At 56.9% G+C, this 17,570-nt stretch carries 19 protein-coding genes and 1 tRNA gene; 19 read left to right on the top strand and 1 reads right to left on the bottom strand.

What is annotated here, in order from left to right:
- Positions 1 to 57 precede the first annotated feature (57 nt).
- From EKM04_RS14525 to EKM04_RS14475, 11 genes are all read left to right on the top strand, one after another.
- Positions 58 to 495, top strand: a complete 438-nt coding sequence (locus EKM04_RS14525) for a DUF6163 family protein (protein ID WP_183895590.1) — start codon at positions 58 to 60, stop codon at positions 493 to 495.
- Positions 496 to 727: 232 nt separating this feature from the next.
- Positions 728 to 1,237, top strand: coding sequence for a transcriptional regulator LdtR (gene ldtR / locus EKM04_RS14520; RefSeq protein WP_174153476.1), 510 nt, complete (start codon positions 728 to 730; stop codon positions 1,235 to 1,237).
- 311 nt (positions 1,238 to 1,548) lie between these two features.
- On the top strand, positions 1,549 to 2,880 hold the full coding sequence (locus EKM04_RS14515) for a L,D-transpeptidase family protein (protein ID WP_183895592.1): 1,332 nt from the start codon (positions 1,549 to 1,551) through the stop codon (positions 2,878 to 2,880).
- A gap of 189 nt (positions 2,881 to 3,069) precedes the next feature.
- Positions 3,070 to 4,359 (top strand): serine hydroxymethyltransferase, encoded by a 1,290-nt coding sequence (gene glyA / locus EKM04_RS14510; protein ID WP_183895594.1) that lies wholly within the window; start codon positions 3,070 to 3,072, stop codon positions 4,357 to 4,359.
- A 14-nt stretch (positions 4,360 to 4,373) separates the two neighbouring features.
- Positions 4,374 to 4,853 (top strand): transcriptional regulator NrdR, encoded by a 480-nt coding sequence (gene nrdR, locus EKM04_RS14505; protein ID WP_045228943.1) that lies wholly within the window; start codon positions 4,374 to 4,376, stop codon positions 4,851 to 4,853.
- Between the two features lie 4 nt (positions 4,854 to 4,857).
- Positions 4,858 to 5,946 (top strand): bifunctional diaminohydroxyphosphoribosylaminopyrimidine deaminase/5-amino-6-(5-phosphoribosylamino)uracil reductase RibD, encoded by a 1,089-nt coding sequence (gene ribD / locus EKM04_RS14500; RefSeq protein ID WP_183895694.1) that lies wholly within the window; start codon positions 4,858 to 4,860, stop codon positions 5,944 to 5,946.
- Positions 5,946 to 6,563 (top strand): riboflavin synthase, encoded by a 618-nt coding sequence (locus EKM04_RS14495; protein ID WP_183895596.1) that lies wholly within the window; start codon positions 5,946 to 5,948, stop codon positions 6,561 to 6,563. Before ribD ends, EKM04_RS14495 begins: the two co-directional genes overlap by 1 nt.
- 148 nt (positions 6,564 to 6,711) lie before the next feature.
- Positions 6,712 to 7,158 carry a 6,7-dimethyl-8-ribityllumazine synthase gene (gene ribH, locus EKM04_RS14490; RefSeq protein ID WP_113492760.1) on the top strand — a complete coding sequence of 149 codons (447 nt, stop codon included), beginning with the start codon at positions 6,712 to 6,714 and terminating at the stop codon, positions 7,156 to 7,158.
- A gap of 4 nt (positions 7,159 to 7,162) precedes the next feature.
- The gene (gene nusB, locus EKM04_RS14485; protein WP_183895597.1) at positions 7,163 to 7,663 is read left to right on the top strand and encodes a transcription antitermination factor NusB; all 501 of its coding nucleotides are present in this window, start codon (positions 7,163 to 7,165) and stop codon (positions 7,661 to 7,663) included.
- A gap of 15 nt (positions 7,664 to 7,678) precedes the next feature.
- Positions 7,679 to 8,902, top strand: coding sequence for an MFS transporter (locus EKM04_RS14480; protein ID WP_183895599.1), 1,224 nt, complete (start codon positions 7,679 to 7,681; stop codon positions 8,900 to 8,902).
- A gap of 200 nt (positions 8,903 to 9,102) precedes the next feature.
- A complete protein-coding gene (locus EKM04_RS14475) occupies positions 9,103 to 11,241 on the top strand; it encodes a sodium-translocating pyrophosphatase (RefSeq protein WP_183895601.1) in 2,139 nt (712 codons plus the stop codon).
- 70 nt (positions 11,242 to 11,311) lie between these two features.
- On the opposite strand, the gene EKM04_RS14470 is transcribed toward EKM04_RS14475, so the two are convergent.
- A complete protein-coding gene (locus EKM04_RS14470; RefSeq protein ID WP_174153429.1) occupies positions 11,312 to 11,851 on the bottom strand; it encodes an outer membrane protein assembly factor BamE in 540 nt (179 codons plus the stop codon).
- A 228-nt stretch (positions 11,852 to 12,079) separates the two neighbouring features.
- Here EKM04_RS14470 and EKM04_RS14465 point away from each other — a divergent pair, with 228 nt between their 5' ends.
- From EKM04_RS14465 to EKM04_RS14430, 8 genes are all read left to right on the top strand, one after another.
- A complete protein-coding gene (locus EKM04_RS14465) occupies positions 12,080 to 12,616 on the top strand; it encodes a ubiquinol-cytochrome C chaperone family protein (protein WP_234910926.1) in 537 nt (178 codons plus the stop codon).
- A gap of 10 nt (positions 12,617 to 12,626) precedes the next feature.
- Positions 12,627 to 13,190 (top strand): YceD family protein, encoded by a 564-nt coding sequence (locus tag EKM04_RS14460; protein ID WP_183895603.1) that lies wholly within the window; start codon positions 12,627 to 12,629, stop codon positions 13,188 to 13,190.
- A gap of 100 nt (positions 13,191 to 13,290) precedes the next feature.
- Positions 13,291 to 14,355, top strand: coding sequence for a phosphate acyltransferase PlsX (gene plsX, locus EKM04_RS14455; protein WP_174153427.1), 1,065 nt, complete (start codon positions 13,291 to 13,293; stop codon positions 14,353 to 14,355).
- Complete coding sequence (locus tag EKM04_RS14450) at positions 14,356 to 15,327, top strand: beta-ketoacyl-ACP synthase III (RefSeq protein ID WP_174153426.1); 972 nt, start codon at positions 14,356 to 14,358, stop codon at positions 15,325 to 15,327. It abuts the gene before it with no gap.
- A gap of 144 nt (positions 15,328 to 15,471) precedes the next feature.
- Entirely contained in the window at positions 15,472 to 15,810 is a 339-nt protein-coding gene (locus EKM04_RS14445) for an integration host factor subunit alpha (RefSeq protein ID WP_174153425.1), read from the top strand.
- Between the two features lie 161 nt (positions 15,811 to 15,971).
- Positions 15,972 to 16,502, top strand: coding sequence for a MerR family transcriptional regulator (locus tag EKM04_RS14440; RefSeq protein WP_174153424.1), 531 nt, complete (start codon positions 15,972 to 15,974; stop codon positions 16,500 to 16,502).
- Between the two features lie 208 nt (positions 16,503 to 16,710).
- Positions 16,711 to 17,418, top strand: a complete 708-nt coding sequence (locus EKM04_RS14435) for a nuclease (RefSeq protein WP_183895605.1) — start codon at positions 16,711 to 16,713, stop codon at positions 17,416 to 17,418.
- A 66-nt stretch (positions 17,419 to 17,484) separates the two neighbouring features.
- Positions 17,485 to 17,570, top strand: a tRNA-Leu gene (locus EKM04_RS14430).

Raw genomic sequence — 17,570 nt, 5'->3', positions numbered from 1 at the left:
CGTGCCGAAGCGCAATATCTGCTGGTCGCGCCCGCAACCGGACATTATCGTGGAGCCATGGAACCTGATTCTCTATTGCAGCCCAAAATGTCGCTCGCCGACATCCTTTACATCACCTTTTTAAGGCTGGTGTCCCTTTCGTGTTTCTGGTTCGGCCTGCAATATTGGGCGATGCTCACGGGCTATTCGCTGAACGGGCTGGCGCGCTTCGATATGCTCAACATGCCCTGGCGTGTGGCCGGTACCAGTCTGGCGGTCGTGTTTCCCGTTGCCGCGCTGGGCCTGTGGCTCGGCGTTTCCTGGGGTGCCGTCATGTGGGTTATTGGGGCCGGCACCCAGATTGCCATGTACAGGGTCTGGCCCGATATTTACGGAACCAACACCGTGGTCCCTGTCATGCACGGCATCGTATCAACGGTTTATATACTATTCCAGGTCGCTTTTTGGCTTGATTCACGCCAAAACGATGAACGCTCAAGAATTGATTTACCATAAAATTAAAGCAATTCAGGCCGGATTTTCCTCAATTTTTTCCCCTAAGTCATTGAAATTTATAGATGTGATTGTGTCTATTTTGGACATGGTCCAGGTTGCCTCAAAAGCCAATCATGCAAGTAACCATTCGTTAATCGTGCATTTTAAGTAGAATTTTATGCGCATTGCTTAGATTTGGTCTCAAGGCGGGAAACAAACAAACACCGCCAAACAAAACAGTGAGGCAGTCATGATCAATAGCAAAGCAAAGCCACAGGCCGCAGTTTCCGATACCCAGGACGAAACCATCCGCTCTCTCTACATGGAATCGCTTCACCTTGTTGAGCGCCTCCACCGCCGCCTTCTCGATGTCATCAAGGACGAGTTCGACCGTCAGGGTCGTGATGACGTCAACGCAGTTCAGGCGCTCCTGCTTTTCAATATCGGCACATCCGAACTGACCGCCGGCGAACTCCGCTCGCGTGGCTACTATCTCGGCTCCAACGTGTCCTACAACGTCAAGAAGCTCGTAGACCTTGGCTTTATCAATCATCAGCGCTCCCGCATCGACCGTCGCTCGGTTCGTATCAGCCTGACCGAAAAAGGCCAGGACATCGCAGAAACCGTTGCAGGCCTGTACGAGCGCCACATCGGCTCGATCGAAAAAGTCGGCGGCATCGGCACAGGCGAGTTCGCCGAAATGAACAAGATGCTTCAGCGTCTGGACCGTTTCTGGAACGACAGCATCGCTTACCGCCTGTAACCGACTAATATCATCAGCCCTCAAGCAAAGCCGGATGCGTCTCGCATCCGGCTTGTTGCATTTTTGTGCGGCGTAGCGTCAAAATCACATGCCGACACAGCTTCGTGAGGTGCCTTCAGGTGACACGAATTGGCCATATTGGTATGGGACCGCCACATACTAGGAGCCGGCGGTTTCTCCTGTGTTCGCGTCATGCGTCATCCATCGTTCGCATTGAGTCATCCCTGCCGGCAGGCGCGTTTATACGTGTTTGTTAATGATGTTGTTTTAGGTGTTGTTAAAGACGCCTGATAAAGTGGCTGGTAGGTAAAATGACAAAGAAAATCGTCCCGGAAGTTGTTTCACGGCGCACCATATTGCGGTCTGCCGTTTCGCTCGGTGCTGTGGCTCTCGCTGCTCCGGTCTTCGCGCAGGATGCGTTCAACGATCTGATCGGCTCTTCGCGTCGCGGCAATTGGGACGACCAGTTCGATGCGAACTCTTCGCGTGCCGCTGTCGGCGTTGCATCCAACACACCGGTTCTCAGCCCGGAATCGCCCGCCTATATGCAGCAAGCCGTGATGCAGTATCAGCAGATCGTCTCCAATGGTGGCTGGCCGGACGTTCCGCCAAGCCAGCAGAAGCTGCAGATCGGTGTCAGTGATCCCTCCGTTCAGGCGCTGCGCCAGCGACTGATGATTGCGGGGGACCTGCCGCGCGAAGCCGGTATTTCCAGCGCGTTCGATTCCTATGTCGACGGTGCCCTGAAGCGGTTCCAGGCGCGTCACGGCCTACCGGCTGATGGTGTCATTGGCGAATACACCTTGAAGGCGCTGAACGTTTCGGCGCAGATCCGCCTCGGCCAGCTTCAGACCAACCTCGTTCGCATCAATACGATGTCTGGAGATCTCGGTCAGCGCCACGTGATGGTCAACATCCCGGCTGCGTCCATCGAAGCGGTCGAAAACAATCGCGTCGTTTTGCGAAACACAGCTGTCGTCGGTCGTGACAGTCGTCCGACGCATATCATCAACTCCAAGATTTACGAGATCATCCTCAATCCTTACTGGACAGCACCTCGCTCGATCATCGAGAAGGACATCGTTCCCTTGATGCAGAAGGATCCGACCTATCTGGAGCGCAACAACATCCGCCTTCTGGACAGCAAGGGGCAGGAAGTCTCGCCAACGACGATTGACTGGAACGCGCCGAAGGCACCGAACCTGATGTTTCGTCAGGACCCCGGCAAGAACAATGCCATGTCGTCCACGAAGATCAACTTCCACAACCCGAACAACGAATACATGCACGACACGCCACAGCAGGGCCTGTTCAACAAGCTGATGCGTTTCGAATCCTCGGGTTGCGTCCGCGTTCAGAACGTCCGTGATCTGACGACCTGGATGCTGCGGGATACGCCCGGCTGGTCGCGACAGGAAATCGAACGTGTTATCGCCACCCGTCAGAACAAGCCCATCAAGCTTGCGCAGGAGCTTCCGGTCTACTTCGTGTACATCACCGCTTGGTCTACGAAGGATGGCGTCGTGCAGTTCCGCGATGACATCTACAGCCAGGACGGCAACGCCGAGTTGGCGCTGAACACCACCAACACCCAGGAACAGCCATCCGGCTCGATCGACGACGACCTTCTGCCGCGGAACTGATCGAGCGTTCCAGACATTCAAAAAGCCGCGTTTTTCAAAGCGCGGCTTTTCTTTTGGTGGAATGGCGACGATTCCAATGGAATTTTTTGCCAAAGTCGCAGTTTGACGGGCAAATCTCGCAGGCTGTCTTGCTCTTGAAAGGGCAGGGCGCTAAGACGCCATCGCATGACTGTTTCAGGAGCTATCATCATGACGAACACAGATGCCTTCTTCTCCCGCCCGCTTGCCGAAGCCGATCCGACAATCTTCGGCGCGATTGAAAAGGAGCTTGGCCGTCAGCGTCACGAGATCGAGCTGATCGCCTCCGAAAACATCGTTTCCCGCGCCGTGCTTGAAGCGCAGGGTTCGATCATGACGAACAAATATGCAGAGGGATATCCGGGCAAGCGCTACTATGGCGGCTGCCAGTTTGTCGATATTGCCGAAGAGTTGGCCATCGAGCGCGCCAAGAAGCTGTTCGGTGTCAACTTCGCCAACGTTCAGCCAAACTCCGGTTCGCAGATGAACCAGGCCGTGTTTTTCGCGCTGCTCCAGCCGGGCGATACGTTCATGGGTCTCGACCTGAATTCAGGCGGTCACCTGACGCATGGTTCGGCTGTCAATATGTCCGGCAAGTGGTTCAACGTCGTGTCCTACGGCGTTCGTGAAGGCGACAACCTTCTCGACATGGATGAAGTCGAGCGTAAGGCCAGAGAAACAAAGCCGAAGCTGATCATCGCCGGTGGCACCGCCTATTCCCGCACCTGGGACTGGAAGCGTTTCCGCGAGATTGCCGATGAGGTTGGCGCTTACCTGATGGTCGACATGGCGCATATCGCCGGTCTGGTCGCCGGTGGTCAGCATCCATCGCCATTCCCGCATTGCCATGTTGCCACGACCACCACCCACAAGTCTCTGCGCGGCCCACGCGGCGGCATGATCCTGACCAATGACGAGGATCTGGCCAAGAAGTTCAACTCGGCTGTTTTCCCCGGCCTTCAGGGCGGTCCGCTGATGCACGTCATCGCTGCCAAGGCCGTTGCCTTTGGCGAAGCGCTGGAACCCGAGTTCAAGGATTATGCGGCACAGGTCGTCAAGAACGCCAAGGCGCTGGCCGAAACCCTGATCGAAGGCGGCCTCGACGTCGTTTCCGGCGGCACCGACAACCATCTGATGCTGGTCGATCTTCGCAAGAAGAACGCCACCGGCAAGCGGGCGGAGGCCGCACTTGGCCGTGCCTACATCACCTGCAACAAGAACGGCATTCCGTTCGACCCTGAAAAGCCGTTCGTCACATCCGGCGTGCGCCTCGGCACACCAGCCGGTACGACACGCGGCTTCAAGGAAGCGGAATTCCGTGAAATCGGCAAGCTGATCGTCGAAACGCTGGATGGTTTGAAGGCTGCCAACTCCGACGAAGGCAATGCGTCGGTCGAGGCTGCGATTCGTGAAAAGGTCGTCGCTTTGACGGATCGTTTCCCGATGTACCCCTATCTGTAAGAGGGATTTAAGCGATGCGCTGCCCTTTTTGCGGCTCGGAAGATACGCAGGTCAAGGACTCGCGTCCGGCGGAGGATAACACGTCTATCCGCCGGCGGCGCATCTGCCCGGATTGCGGCGGTCGCTTTACGACCTATGAGCGCGTGCAGTTGCGCGAGTTGATGGTCATCAAAAAAAGTGGTCGTAAACTGCCTTTCGACCGCGAAAAGCTGGTGCGGTCGTTCGAGATTGCCCTGCGCAAGCGTCCCGTGGATCGCGACCGCATCGAGCGCGCCGTTTCTGGTATTGCGCGGCGTTTGGAAAGCTCGGGCGAAACGGAAATTCCATCAGAGGAAATCGGCTTGCAGGTGCTGGAAGCGCTGAAGGGCCTCGATGACGTCGCGTTCGTTCGTTACGCTTCCGTATATCGCGACTTCAGTCATGCCGAGGATTTCGAGAATGTGATCGCTGAGATCAACGCAAAGATCGCGCGTGACACTGACGCCGGAGCGTAAACCCGTGACCACCCGCGCCGATGATGAGCGTTTCATGGCACGGGCAATCGAAATTTCCCGCCGCCATCTGGGCCTGACCGATACCAATCCTTCCGTCGGTTGCGTTCTTGTCAAAGATGGCGAGATCATTGCCGAAGCCGTCACCGCCATCGGCGGTCGCCCGCATGCGGAGCGTCAAGCTCTGGATATTGCAGGCGAAGCGGCGCGGGGTGCGACGGCCTATGTCACGCTCGAACCTTGCTCCCATTTCGGCAGAACACCGCCCTGCGCAAACGCGCTGGTGGACTTCGGTGTTGCCCGTGTGGTCGTTGCCGCCGATGACCCCGATGAGCGGGTGTCCGGGCGCGGTTATCAGATTTTGCGGGATGCCGGGATCGCGGTTGAGACTGGTTTGCTGCGCGCGGACAGCGAGCGGGCGCTGGCCGGATATCTCACGCGTCAGTTAAAGAACCGCCCGCATGTCATTTTAAAAATTGCAGTGTCCTCTGATGGTATGATCGGTCGGCGCGGTGAGGGGCAAGTTGCGATTACTGGCCCGGAATCGCGACAGGCCGTGCATGAGTTGCGCGCTCACTGCGATGCGATCCTTGTCGGCATCGGTACCGCGATGACCGATGATCCGGAACTGACGGTGCGGATTGCGGGGCTGGAGTATCGTTCGCCGGTTCGGATCGTGATGGATCGGCGGCTGGCGTTACCGGTGGGTTCGAAGCTGGTGCAGACGGCGCGGGATGTGGCGACCTTGGTTGGCGTGATTGATAGTGCAGGCGAGGAAAGCACCACCCAAAAACGCAAGCAACTCGAAGCCGCAGGTGTTGAAATCATTGAAACATCCGACATTCGGAATTTTCTTTCCATTCTCGTAGAACGTGGAATGTCCGAACTTCTTGTCGAAGGCGGTGCTCGGATCGCAAAATCTTTCCTTGATGCCGGGCTTGTAGACCGTATCCTGCTGTTCGAAAGTCCTGTGATCATCGGCGAAGGCGGACTTGAAAGCCCGATCACACGTGCCGATATCCCGGAGGAATTTACATTTTTCGGCGAAACGGCTTATGGACCAGATCGCTGTTTTGAATTTGAAAGGCCGCTTTGATGTTTACCGGAATTGTCACCGACGTCGGAACCGTGTCCGCACTTGAGGCGCTGCCGGAAGGCGTGCGTCTGCGTGTCGCGACCAGTTACGATCCCAAGACAATCGACATCGGCGCATCGATTTCCCATGGCGGCGTCTGCCTGACCGTAACGAAGCTTCCCGAGCAGGGTAGCAACGAGCGCTGGTATGAGGTCGAGGCATGGGAAGAGGCTCTACGCCTGACCACGATTGCGAGCTGGACCAAGGACACGCGCGTCAATCTGGAGCGCGCTCTGAAGATCGGCGATGAACTGGGCGGTCACATCGTTTCCGGTCATGTGGACGACAAGGCGGAAATCCTGTCCATCGAACCGGAAGGCGAGGCGGTCCGAATCCGCCTCCGCGCGCCGTCCCATCTGGCGAAATTCGTTGCGCCCAAAGGCTCGGTTGCGCTGGACGGTACGTCGCTCACCGTCAACGCGGTCAACGGTACGGATTTCGACGTCCTGCTCATCCGCCACACGCTGTCCGTCACCACATGGGGTGACCGCAAGCCGGGCGATTTCGTCAATTTCGAGGTCGATACGATGGCGCGCTATGCGGCCAGATTGGCCGAGTTTCCATCCAGCCCGACATAGGCTCTTTGCATCGCTCGGAGTGTAAACGCACTGTTTGCGCGGGGCTGAACACCACCATTGCATTAAAAATGCTTGCCAACTTTGGCAAGCCATGGTTTGACCGCGCCAAAAGCCGGGATGATCCGGCGCAGCTTTTCAGGAAATTCCCATGTCCAAGCCTCATCTTCTCATCGTGGAAGCACGTTTTTATGACGATATGGCCGATGCACTTCTGGATGGCGCGAAATTCGCGCTCGATGAAGCTGGTGCGACCTATGATATCATCACCGTTCCCGGCGCGCTGGAAATCCCACCTGCCATTGCCATGGCACTGGATGGTGCCGATAATGAAGGCACGGAATATGACGGTTTCGTTGCGCTCGGCATGGTCATTCGTGGTGAAACCTACCACTTCGACATCGTTTCCAATGAATCGTCGCGCGCGCTGATGGATCTGGCTGTCAGTGAATCGCTTGCCATCGGCAATGGCATCATGACCGTTGAGAACGAAGATCAGGCTTGGGCGCGCGTTCGCCGGTCCGACAAGGACAAGGGCGGCTTTGCCGCTCGTGCTGCCTTGACCATGATTGACCTGAAGAAAAAACTGGGTGGCTGAGCGCATGAGCAATACCGAGAACGGCTCCGAGCCTCGTCCACCGTCTACCAAGCCCGTCAACCAGCGTGGCGCCGCACGTCTTGCGGCGGTTCAGGCGCTCTATCAGATGGATGTTGGCGGCACCGGTGTCATGGAAGTCGTCGCTGAATACGAGGCTCATCGTCTGGGCCAGGAAGTGGATGGCGAAACCTATCTGAAGGCCGATGCATCCTGGTTCCGCTCCATCGTCGCAGGCGTCGTGCGCGACCAGACGAAGATCGATCCGCTGGTGCGCTCTGCCCTTCAGGAAGACTGGCCGCTGTCGCGTCTCGACACGACCGTCCGGGCAATTCTACGCGCTGGTACGTTTGAGATCATGGAGCGCAAAGACGTTCCCGTTGCGGTCATCGTCACCGAATATGTCGAGATCGCCCGCGCGTTTTTTGAACATGACGAGCCGAAACTCGTCAATGCGGTTCTGGACCGTATTGCCAAGCAGGTCCGAGGCGAAACGAAGCGCGCGTAAACATCAGAGGATGACATGACCGCAGTTTCCGTTACCGGACTTGAGAGCCAGCTGACGGAAGCCAAGCGCAACGTCTTCCTGCTTGCCTTGGCGCAGGCCATCATGGGTTCTGCGGGGCCGCTCAGCTTTTCGGTTGGTGCGCTCGCAGGCTACCAGCTTCTGGGTGCAGACAAGTCGCTTGCGACGGCACCGTTGACAGGTTTCAACATCGGCGTTGCGCTGGGTGCCATCGCCGTTGCTCTTGCCGCCCGTTTTCTCGGTCGCAAGGCTGGTTTCATCGTCGGCGCGCTTCTCTGTTCCATTGGGGGAGGGATTGCAGCGCTGGCGCTCTTCCGCTCCGAATTTTGGCTGTTTGTCGTGGGTTTGATGCTGATCGGCGTGTCCGGTGGCTTCACCCAGAAGATCCGGTTTGCGGCGGCGGATGCCTCGCCTTCCTTTTATAAACCGAAAGCCATCTCGTGGATTTTGGCGGGCGGTGTTATTTCCGCCATTGTCGGACCGCAGCTGGCGATCTTCGGCAAGGACTTGCTGGCACCGGTCACGTTTGCTGGCGCTTTTATCGCCTTCATTCCTCTGGGTCTCGTTGCTGCGGGGATTTTTTCATTTCTGAAGCTGCCTGAACTGCGCAGCACCTCGGTCGCGGATAAGCCGGCAAGGCCGTTGAGAGAGATCGTCACCACACATCGATTCGTCACCGGTATGATGTGCGGCATCGGCACTTACGCTCTGATGACATTCATGATGACAGGCGCGCCGCTTGCCATGGTCATTGGCTGTGGCTTTCCCAGTGAGTTGGCTACGCTTGGCATCCAATGGCACGTGCTGGCCATGTTCGGCCCCAGCTTTTTCACCGGCATGCTGATTTCCCGTTTCGGCGCTGAGAAAATCGTTGCAGCCGGACTTCTCGTTCTCATGGCCTGCGCCGTGGTCGCGCATATGGGCGTGGAGCTCTGGAATTTCTGGGTGGCGCTCATTCTTCTGGGAATGGGATGGAATTTCGGTTTCATCGGCGCGACATCCATCGTTTCATCCAGCTATCGCCCGCACGAAGCAGACAAGGTCCAGGGCTTCCACGATATCGTGCTGTTCGGCACGGTGGCTCTGTCCTCCTTCGCCTCTGGTCAGGTGTTTACGGCGTGGGGCTGGTCAGTCATGAACCTCGTCATCTGGCCGGTCTCCGCCACCTGCCTCCTGCTCATTCTTTTCCTTTTGCTAAAACAAAAGCAAAAACCGCTCTGAATCAGTGTGATTAAGATTTCCCGCAATCATCTTCGGGCTTGACGCGACGTGTTTCGCCAACGCATCCTCGCAATGCAAGCCGTTTATCCTTGGAGGGGAATAGGCGGCTTACCTTGGCGTAAGGATCAAACTTCCTTGCGCCCCGCATGGTTTCGCTCGCCGGGAAGGGAGAGAGCCCGGCACATTGGAGGTAAGTGCGAATGACCGTCATTGCATTGGTAATTTTATGCGGTGTCCTGTCCGTGATATACGCGGTATGGGCAACGAAAAGCGTTCTGGATGCCGATCAGGGCAGCGAACGCATGCAGGAAATCGCAGGCTATATCCGTGAGGGCGCGCAGGCGTATCTCACCCGTCAATATTTTACCATCGCAATCGTCGGTATCATCGTTGCAGCGGCGGTCTGGTTCTTTCTGTCGCCGGAAGCTTCTATCGGTTTCATCATAGGCGCTGTTCTGTCCGGCGTTGCAGGCTTCATCGGCATGCATGTCTCGGTGCGCGCCAATCTGAGGACTGCGCAGGCTGCCTCTCATAGTCTGGCTGCAGGCCTCGACATCGCGTTCAAGTCCGGTGCCATCACCGGCATGCTGGTGGCGGGTCTTGCTCTGCTGGGCGTTTCCATCTACTACCTCGTGCTGACGGCAGGGCTTGGCCACGCAACCGGTTCGCGCCAAGTCATCGACGCCCTCGTTTCACTGGGTTTCGGTGCATCGCTGATTTCCATCTTTGCCCGTTTGGGCGGTGGTATCTTCACAAAGGGCGCTGATGTCGGCGGTGATCTTGTCGGCAAGGTCGAAGCGGGTATTCCCGAAGACGACCCGCGCAACCCCGCCACCATCGCCGACAATGTCGGCGACAATGTCGGCGATTGCGCAGGGATGGCAGCAGACCTGTTCGAGACCTATGCCGTGTCCGTGGTTGCCACCATGGTTCTTGCGGCTATCTTCTTTGCCGGTGCGCCAGTGCTCGAAAGCGCCATGCTCTACCCCTTGGCGATCTGCGCGGTTTGCGCCCTGACCTCGATTGCAGGCACGTTCTTCGTCAAGCTCGGCACCAACAATTCCATCATGGGTGCGCTCTATAAGGGGCTGATCGCGACGGGCGTCTTCTCCGTCGGTGGTCTTGCCATTGCCACATCGCTGACCATCGGCTGGGGCTCCATTGGCACCGTGGCCGGTCGGGACATCACCGGCGTCAACCTGTTTCTGTGCGGCATCGTCGGTTTGCTCGTCACCGCTCTGATCGTGGTGATTACCGAGTATTACACCGGGACCAACAAGCGCCCGGTCAATTCCATCGCGCAAGCTTCCGTCACGGGTCATGGCACCAACGTCATTCAGGGGCTTGCCGTTTCGCTGGAATCGACCGCCCTGCCTGCCATCGTCATCGTGGGCGGGATCATCTCGACGTATCAACTCGCCGGCCTCTTCGGAACCGGCATCGCCGTCACGGCCATGATCGGTATCGCCGGCATGATCGTTGCGCTCGATGCGTTTGGTCCTGTTACGGATAATGCGGGCGGCATTGCCGAAATGGCGGGGCTCGATCCCGATGTGCGCAAGGCCACCGACGCGCTGGATGCGGTTGGCAATACGACCAAGGCCGTCACAAAGGGTTACGCTATCGGATCGGCGGGGTTGGGTGCGCTCGTGCTGTTTGCCGCCTACTCCAATGACCTCTCCTATTTTGCCGCCAATGGCGATCTCTATCCGTACTTCAAGGACATCGGGGACATCTCGTTCAGCCTCGCCAATCCCTACGTGGTCGCAGGTTTGATCTTCGGTGGTATGATTCCCTATCTCTTCGGCGGCATCGCCATGACCGCCGTCGGCAAGGCGGCAGGCTCTATCGTCGAAGAAGTGCGCCGCCAGTTCCGCGAAAAGCCGGGTATCATGGAGGGCACGGAAAAGCCCGATTACGGCCGTGCCGTGGATATTCTTACCAAAGCGGCGATCCGGGAGATGGTCATTCCTTCGCTGCTGCCTGTTTTGGCGCCGCTCGTCGTCTACTTTGGTGTGTTGCTGATTTCAGGCTCCAAGGCGTCGGCCTTTGCCGCTCTCGGCGCGTCTCTGCTGGGCGTGATCATCAACGGCCTCTTCGTTGCCATCTCCATGACATCGGGTGGTGGTGCCTGGGACAATGCCAAGAAGAGCTTCGAAGACGGCTTCATCGACAAGGACGGGGTAACGCATCTCAAGGGTTCTGAGGCGCACAAGGCGTCGGTTACCGGCGATACGGTTGGCGATCCCTACAAGGATACAGCCGGTCCCGCCGTGAACCCGGCCATCAAGATCACCAACATCGTGGCATTGCTGCTGCTGGCTGTTCTGGCTCACTGAACAGGATCAAACGAAAAAGCCCGCGAGAATAAATCTCGCGGGCTTTTTTGCATTTGGTTTGTCTCTGAGATCAGAAACCGCTGCCGCTGTCGCCGCTCTGGCCCAGAATGCTCTTTGCAATGCCGGCACCGGCTGTTCCGCCAGACAGAAGCTGTTGCAGGAAGGTGAGGTCCTTGCCACCCGTCGGTGTTGTGCGGGAAATCGTATCGAAAACCTTGCCGTCCTGAAGCGTGTAGTTTGCCTTTTGTGAAACGACGCCGTTCTTATCGAAGTAGATCGCGAGAATGCTCTGCTCGACCAGCTTCGGCTTCATGAAGGCCGCCTTGCGAACGCGTTTCTGGGAGATGTAGTAAAACACCTCATTGCCGAAAGTCGCTGTCGTGGAGGGCGTGCCCATCGTCAGCAAAACCTGTTCGCGGCTGGATCCCACAGGAATAAGCTGGAGCGACTGCTCGTCGGCCACATAACCGTTATGGAAAACGTCGGTGGTGCTGGAGCAGGCCGTCAGAAGGCTGGATGCGACGATGATCGCAACGGCGGTCTTGCTGAGAAACTTGGCCTGCGTTCCGGATTTCTGCTTACTCACCTGCGTTTCCCCGACTGCGATCATGAATGGCACCTTCCGGCATTGCGTGTTGCACCGTTTCTGTACACACGATTATGTCAATCCGGGGACAGGAATTCCCCGTTTTCCAAAGGAATGCAATGGTTGGCCGATGATCAACGTGATCTGAACGGCATTGCAATTCTCGGATGCTTCGGTAAACCAGCTTTGGCAATCATGCAACAAGTGCAATGGGCGAGACGCGATTTCGTCGATCAATATTCGGAAATTTCGATGGTGTTCGGCCTTTTCAAAAAGAAAAACAACAATCAGGCCATCGTCGACAGGCAATACACGACCTTGACGACGGCAGCGCGCCATCCCGATTTTTATCTTCACCTTGGTGTGCCCGATACGGTCATGGGACGTTTCGAGCTTCTGGCCATCGTCATGATTCTGTATTTTCGGCGGATGAAGACTGCCACCACCAGCGGGCAGGAGATTGCGCAAGAGATCATCGACGCCTTTTTTCAAGACCTCGATCATTCCATGCGTGAGCTTGGTATTGGTGACCAAGGCGTCCCCAAACGCATGAAGAAGTTCGCCGGTATGTTCTATGGACGACTCGAAGCATACGCTGCAGCGCTTGATACTTCAGATGCAACAGCCCTTGCCGCAGCCCTTGTGCGCAATATATACCCCCAAGCTGAAGCGTCCTCGCCCGACATGCGGGGACTTGCCAATTGGATGATGGCGGCCGCCGATGCACTGGCTGAGCAATCGGAAGAAATGATCGCGACTGGACGCGTTACGCTGCCTGCCCCGATTTGAAGAGGTTTTAATGAATTCGCAACACCCGGCTAATGACGACGTTCCTTTTTCCTATCTCGTTAAGGTAGGTCATATTTCCGCCAATCCCGTCAGGATTGGTCTCACGGCAAGTCCTGAAGAACTTTTGGGGCTCGCCAGATTGTGGGATGTCGTATCCGTCGAAACGTTGAAAAGCGAATTGCAGGTCACCCGTTGGAAAAGGGACGGCTTGAAGATCACCGGTGATGTGCATGTGGCTTTGACGCAGGCATGCGTTGTCACACTGGAGCCGGTTGCGGGTGTTATCAATGAGAAGATTGATCAGATATTTGTGCCTGAGGGTTCCAAGCTTGCGCGGATGTTAACCGACGATAAGGGTGAAATCGTTCTTGATCCAGATGGCCCGGATATTCCAGACCAGTTCACTGGCGACACGATCGATGTCGGCGTCGTGGTTGCAGAGTTCGCAGCGCTTGCCATCGATCCTTACCCGCGCAAACCGGATGTGGATTTTGCACAATTTGGAGACGATAAGCTTGTGGACGACAAAAAGCCATCGCCCTTCGCAGTGCTGAAGGATTGGAAAAAAGACTGAATCCGGTTGGATATGTCCAATAATTCAGTTGTAAGAGAGCGCGGAAACGGTATTTTCGCGCAAAATTCCACCGCGCAGCGGTAAGAAGGATCAGGGACGAGTGATCAGAATAGCAATTGACGTCATGGGCGGAGATTTTGGCCCTGATGTTGCCATCCCGGGTGCTGCCAAGGCACTGGAGCGGCATACCGATGTCGCCGTTCTGCTCTATGGGCAGAAGGCCATATGTGAACCTATTCTCGCGCAATTTCCTACGCTTCGGGACAGATCGCAATTTTTCGATTGTGAAGTGTCTGTCACCATGGACGAGAAGCCTAGCCAGGCTTTGCGCCGGGGCCGTTACGTGTCGAGCATGTGGCGCGCCATCGAAGCTGTGAAGGTCGGTGAGGCCGATGTCGTCGTGTCTGCCGGCAACACCGGTGCTCTGATGGCCATGGCGAAATTCTGCCTTCGCACCATGGCTCGGGTCGAGCGTCCTGCCATTGCCGGCATATGGCCCACGACACGGGGCGAAAGCATCGTTCTCGACGTGGGCGCAACGATTGGTGCGGACTCACAGCAACTGCTCGACTTCGCGATCATGGGCGGCGCCATGGCCCGTGCACTTTTCGATATCGACCGTCCGACGGTTGGCCTTCTTAATGTTGGGACCGAAGAGGTGAAGGGTCAGGAAGAAGTCCGCGAGGCGGGCCGCCTGATCCGTGAAGCCGATCTCGGCACCATCGACTATCGCGGCTTTGTAGAAGGCAACGACATTGGCAAGGGTACGGTCGATGTGGTGGTGACCGAAGGCTTTACGGGCAACATTGCCTTGAAGGCGGCCGAAGGCACAGCCCGGCAGATCAACACGCTGCTCCGCGAAGCGATTTCCCGCAGCTTCATCGCCAAGATCGGCTACATTCTCGCAAAAAGCGCATTTGATGCGCTGCGCGACAAGATGGACCCAAGGAAGGTCAATGGCGGCGTGTTCCTTGGATTGAACGGCATTGTGATCAAGAGCCATGGCAGTACGGATGCGATGGGCTTCGCCTCTGCGATCGATGTCGGTTACGATATGGCCCATAATGGTCTGACGGCTAAAATAGAAAATGATTTGAAAGCATACCACGCAAGACGTCTGCCGCCTCCGGCACCCGAAGCGCTCGTGGTTGATGAGGAAATTTAGATGATCCGCTCGATTATACGAGGTTACGGTGCAGCGCTGCCGAAGCGCGTCATGACGAACCAGGACATTGAAGCGATCGTCGAGACTACCGATGAGTGGATCGTCCAGCGCACCGGCATCAAGCAGCGTTACATCGCAGGCGAGGGCGAGACGACATCGTCACTTGGCGAACTTGCAGCGCGTGCAGCCCTTGAGAACGCCGGTATCCAGCCGGACGAAATCGATCTCATCATCGTGGCGACATCGACGCCGGACAATACGTTTCCGGCCACTGCGGTCAACATCCAGAACCGTCTCGGTATTACCAGCGGCTTTGCGTTTGATGTTCAGGCCGTCTGTTCCGGTTTCGTCTATGCCATGGCAACGGCAGACCTTTATATTCGCGGCGGCATGGCAAGGCGCGTTCTGGTCATTGGCGCTGAAACCTTCTCTCGCATTCTCGATTGGACCGACCGCACGACCTGCGTCCTGTTCGGCGATGGTGCGGGGGCCGTCGTCCTTGAAGCGGGTGAGGGCGAGGGCAAGACCTCTGATCGTGGTATTCTGACCTCCAACCTGCGTTCTGACGGTTCCCACAAGGACAAGCTCTATGTCGATGGCGGGCCGTCCACGACAGGCACTGTCGGCCACCTGCGCATGGAGGGCCGCGAGGTTTTCAAACACGCTGTCGGCATGATCACGGATGTGATTGAGGCTGCATTCGAAGCGACCGGCACAACTGCGGATGACCTCGACTGGCTGGTGCCGCATCAGGCAAACCGCCGCATCATCGACGGTTCGGCGAAAAAGCTCGGCATTCCCAACGAAAAAGTCGTCATAACAGTCGATCAGCATGGCAACACGTCAGCGGCTTCCATTCCGCTCGCGCTGGCCGCGGCGGCGTCAGATGGCCGCATCAAAAAGGGCGATCTGGTTATGCTGGAAGCCATGGGTGGTGGTTTCACCTGGGGCGCCGTTCTGCTGCGCTGGTAAAGTTTGGTTTATGAAGGCCGGTAAACCATTGCCACTATTAATGGAAATGCCTAAACGATTCCGGAAACTTTGCTTGACCGGTTGCAACAAGGGCAATAATCTCTGAGCGGTTCAGCAAAATAAAAGAGAGCGGTGCGGGGAAATATGGCCGGGAAAACAGTGACACGTGCGGATCTAGCCGAGTCTGTGTTTCGAAAAGTGGGGCTGTCCCGAACCGAATCCGCCGAACTGGTTGAAACTGTCATCGACGAAATCTGCAACGCGATCACGCGTGGTGAGGTTGTAAAGCTCTCTTCCTTCGCAACGTTTCAGATCCGCGAAAAGAACGAGCGCATCGGCCGCAACCCTAAGACGGGCGAAGAGGTGCCGATTTCTCCTCGCCGTGTCATGACGTTCAAGGCGTCCAATGTGCTCAAGCAGCGCATTCTCAAGGCGCACGCAGCCCGCAAGGCCAAACAGAAGCCTCAAAAACCCGGCGCCTAAATTTTCACTTGTGTTCCCGCGGACGTTCCAAACGCACAGATTCCCATCTTCTTGTGAAAACAGTTGAATTTCAACCGGCAAGCCGTTGAAATAAGGCCGATTCGCATCATACCGTGCATCGTGTTTTTGAATCCTGACTTTGGTTTGGATTGGAGTTGATCTTGGATAAAAGCCCCGACGCGTTTCGAACGATTAGTGAAGTTGCAGACGATCTTGATCTGCCGCAACACGTCCTGCGCTTTTGGGAAACGCGTTTTCCGCAGATCAAGCCCATGAAGCGCGGCGGTGGCCGGCGCTATTATCGCCCTGATGATGTCGACTTGCTGAAAGGTATTCGCCATCTTCTTTACGACCATGGCTATACGATCAAGGGCGTACAGAAGCTGTTGAAGACGAATGGCAACCGCTTCGTTTCGGCGATTGCATCGGGCGATATGGCGACGATGGAAGCCATTATGGCCGCAAGCGGGGAGACTGCGGAGCCACGTGTTGCGGGTGCAGAGGACGACGAGGTTGTCGGCCGTCCCAAGGCAAAGCCGAGCGGCCGCTTTTTCGGCTTTGGCGGTGCCGGAGACGACACCCCGGAAATCTCCATCGGCAAGTCCAGCATCAGCAAGGATGACCGCGCACTTCTGCAAGAAGCTCTGTTTGATTTGCTGGAATGCAAGCGGTTGCTCGATCAGGTGCGTTGACGTTCGCCTAGCGCTTGTGGATAACCGAGCTTTGATCCGCAATTATTTCAAATGCCAACCTTTCAGAAACTCCTTGGGCCGATAATGCGCTTCCAGGCACGTTTCGTGAGCCGCAGTGCGGTTTACGAGAAGTCATGCGTTAAAAAGCGAATTCAAGGCCCGTTGCGCAACCATGTCCGCAGCGTGTCGTAGACCAAGGAGTTTCGCCATGAGCAAGAGAAAACCCACCACCCGCCGCCGCTCTTCCGCCAAATCCGGCGGTTCAGGCGTATGGTCCTGGATGTTGCTTTTCGGCGTTGCGATTGGCGGAATTCAGGTCTACGAGCACCGCGATAGTCTTCTGCCGCAACTCAAAGGGACAGTGGCCTCCGTCTCTAAGACGATTTCACCAACTTCCAGACCCGCAACACGCGAAGTTGCCTCTGAGCGGCCGAAAGCAGCACCGACGCAGACCGTCGCGCTTCCTGCCAGTGGGGCTCCTATTCCACCTCGCGCTATTGCCATGCCATCGGGTTCATCGGCAACGCAGATGGCATCCGCGACCCTGCCTGCGCCGCGCCCACAGGTGCAGACCGTGTCTTTGACGGAGAAGCCGGGCACATTCGCGTTTTGCGGCCGCTCCGGCCTTAATAATTGTGTGGCTGATGGCAACACCTTCTGGATGAAGGGGGTAAAGATGAAGCTTTCGGGCATCGATGTGCCGAACACCGATCAGGCTCGCTGCCTTGAGGAACGTCAGAAGGGGTTCACCGCCAAGGTGCGCTTGCGCGACATGCTCAATGCTGGCGGCTTCCAGGTCGCATCTGCAGGCGGCGCGTCCACCTTGTCCAGATCAGGGGTGTCATTCGCCGACCAACTCGTTCGCGAGGGTCTGGCGCGTCGGGCCGGTGCTGCAAGCCAGTCCTGGTGTGGCTGAAATCACAATCGAGCTCATCACCCCCGGTTGACCACAGCCGCCTGCGCTGTGTAGATAAAACCGCAAGCGGACGTGGCGGAATCGGTATACGCAGCAGACTTAAAATCTGCCGGCCCATGGTCTTGCGGGTTCAAGTCCCGCCGTCCGCACCA

It is taken from the genome of Rhizobium skierniewicense Ch11, assembly GCF_023757665.1.
GTDB lineage: Bacteria > Pseudomonadota > Alphaproteobacteria > Rhizobiales > Rhizobiaceae > Agrobacterium > Agrobacterium skierniewicense.
The sequence above is the reverse complement of the archived record's forward strand: the minus strand, read 5'-3'. Positions and strand labels throughout refer to the sequence as shown.

Bases quoted from the DNA above. Each gene is read 5' to 3' on its own strand.
- EKM04_RS14515 (WP_183895592.1), top strand. From the start codon at position 1,549: ATGACAAAGAAAATCGTCCCGGAAGTTGTTTCACGGCGCACCATATTG.
- EKM04_RS14465 (WP_234910926.1), top strand. From the start codon at position 12,080: ATGGTGTTCGGCCTTTTCAAAAAGAAAAACAACAATCAGGCCATCGTC.
- EKM04_RS14495 (WP_183895596.1), top strand. From the start codon at position 5,946: ATGTTTACCGGAATTGTCACCGACGTCGGAACCGTGTCCGCACTTGAG.
- glyA (WP_183895594.1), top strand. From the start codon at position 3,070: ATGACGAACACAGATGCCTTCTTCTCCCGCCCGCTTGCCGAAGCCGAT.
- EKM04_RS14475 (WP_183895601.1), top strand. From the start codon at position 9,103: ATGACCGTCATTGCATTGGTAATTTTATGCGGTGTCCTGTCCGTGATA.
- EKM04_RS14450 (WP_174153426.1), top strand. From the start codon at position 14,356: ATGATCCGCTCGATTATACGAGGTTACGGTGCAGCGCTGCCGAAGCGC.
- nusB (WP_183895597.1), top strand. From the start codon at position 7,163: ATGAGCAATACCGAGAACGGCTCCGAGCCTCGTCCACCGTCTACCAAG.
- EKM04_RS14470 (WP_174153429.1), bottom strand. From the start codon at position 11,851: ATGATCGCAGTCGGGGAAACGCAGGTGAGTAAGCAGAAATCCGGAACG.
- EKM04_RS14525 (WP_183895590.1), top strand. From the start codon at position 58: ATGGAACCTGATTCTCTATTGCAGCCCAAAATGTCGCTCGCCGACATC.
- ribH (WP_113492760.1), top strand. From the start codon at position 6,712: ATGTCCAAGCCTCATCTTCTCATCGTGGAAGCACGTTTTTATGACGAT.
- EKM04_RS14480 (WP_183895599.1), top strand. From the start codon at position 7,679: ATGACCGCAGTTTCCGTTACCGGACTTGAGAGCCAGCTGACGGAAGCC.
- EKM04_RS14460 (WP_183895603.1), top strand. From the start codon at position 12,627: ATGAATTCGCAACACCCGGCTAATGACGACGTTCCTTTTTCCTATCTC.
- EKM04_RS14435 (WP_183895605.1), top strand. From the start codon at position 16,711: ATGAGCAAGAGAAAACCCACCACCCGCCGCCGCTCTTCCGCCAAATCC.
- EKM04_RS14445 (WP_174153425.1), top strand. From the start codon at position 15,472: ATGGCCGGGAAAACAGTGACACGTGCGGATCTAGCCGAGTCTGTGTTT.
- nrdR (WP_045228943.1), top strand. From the start codon at position 4,374: ATGCGCTGCCCTTTTTGCGGCTCGGAAGATACGCAGGTCAAGGACTCG.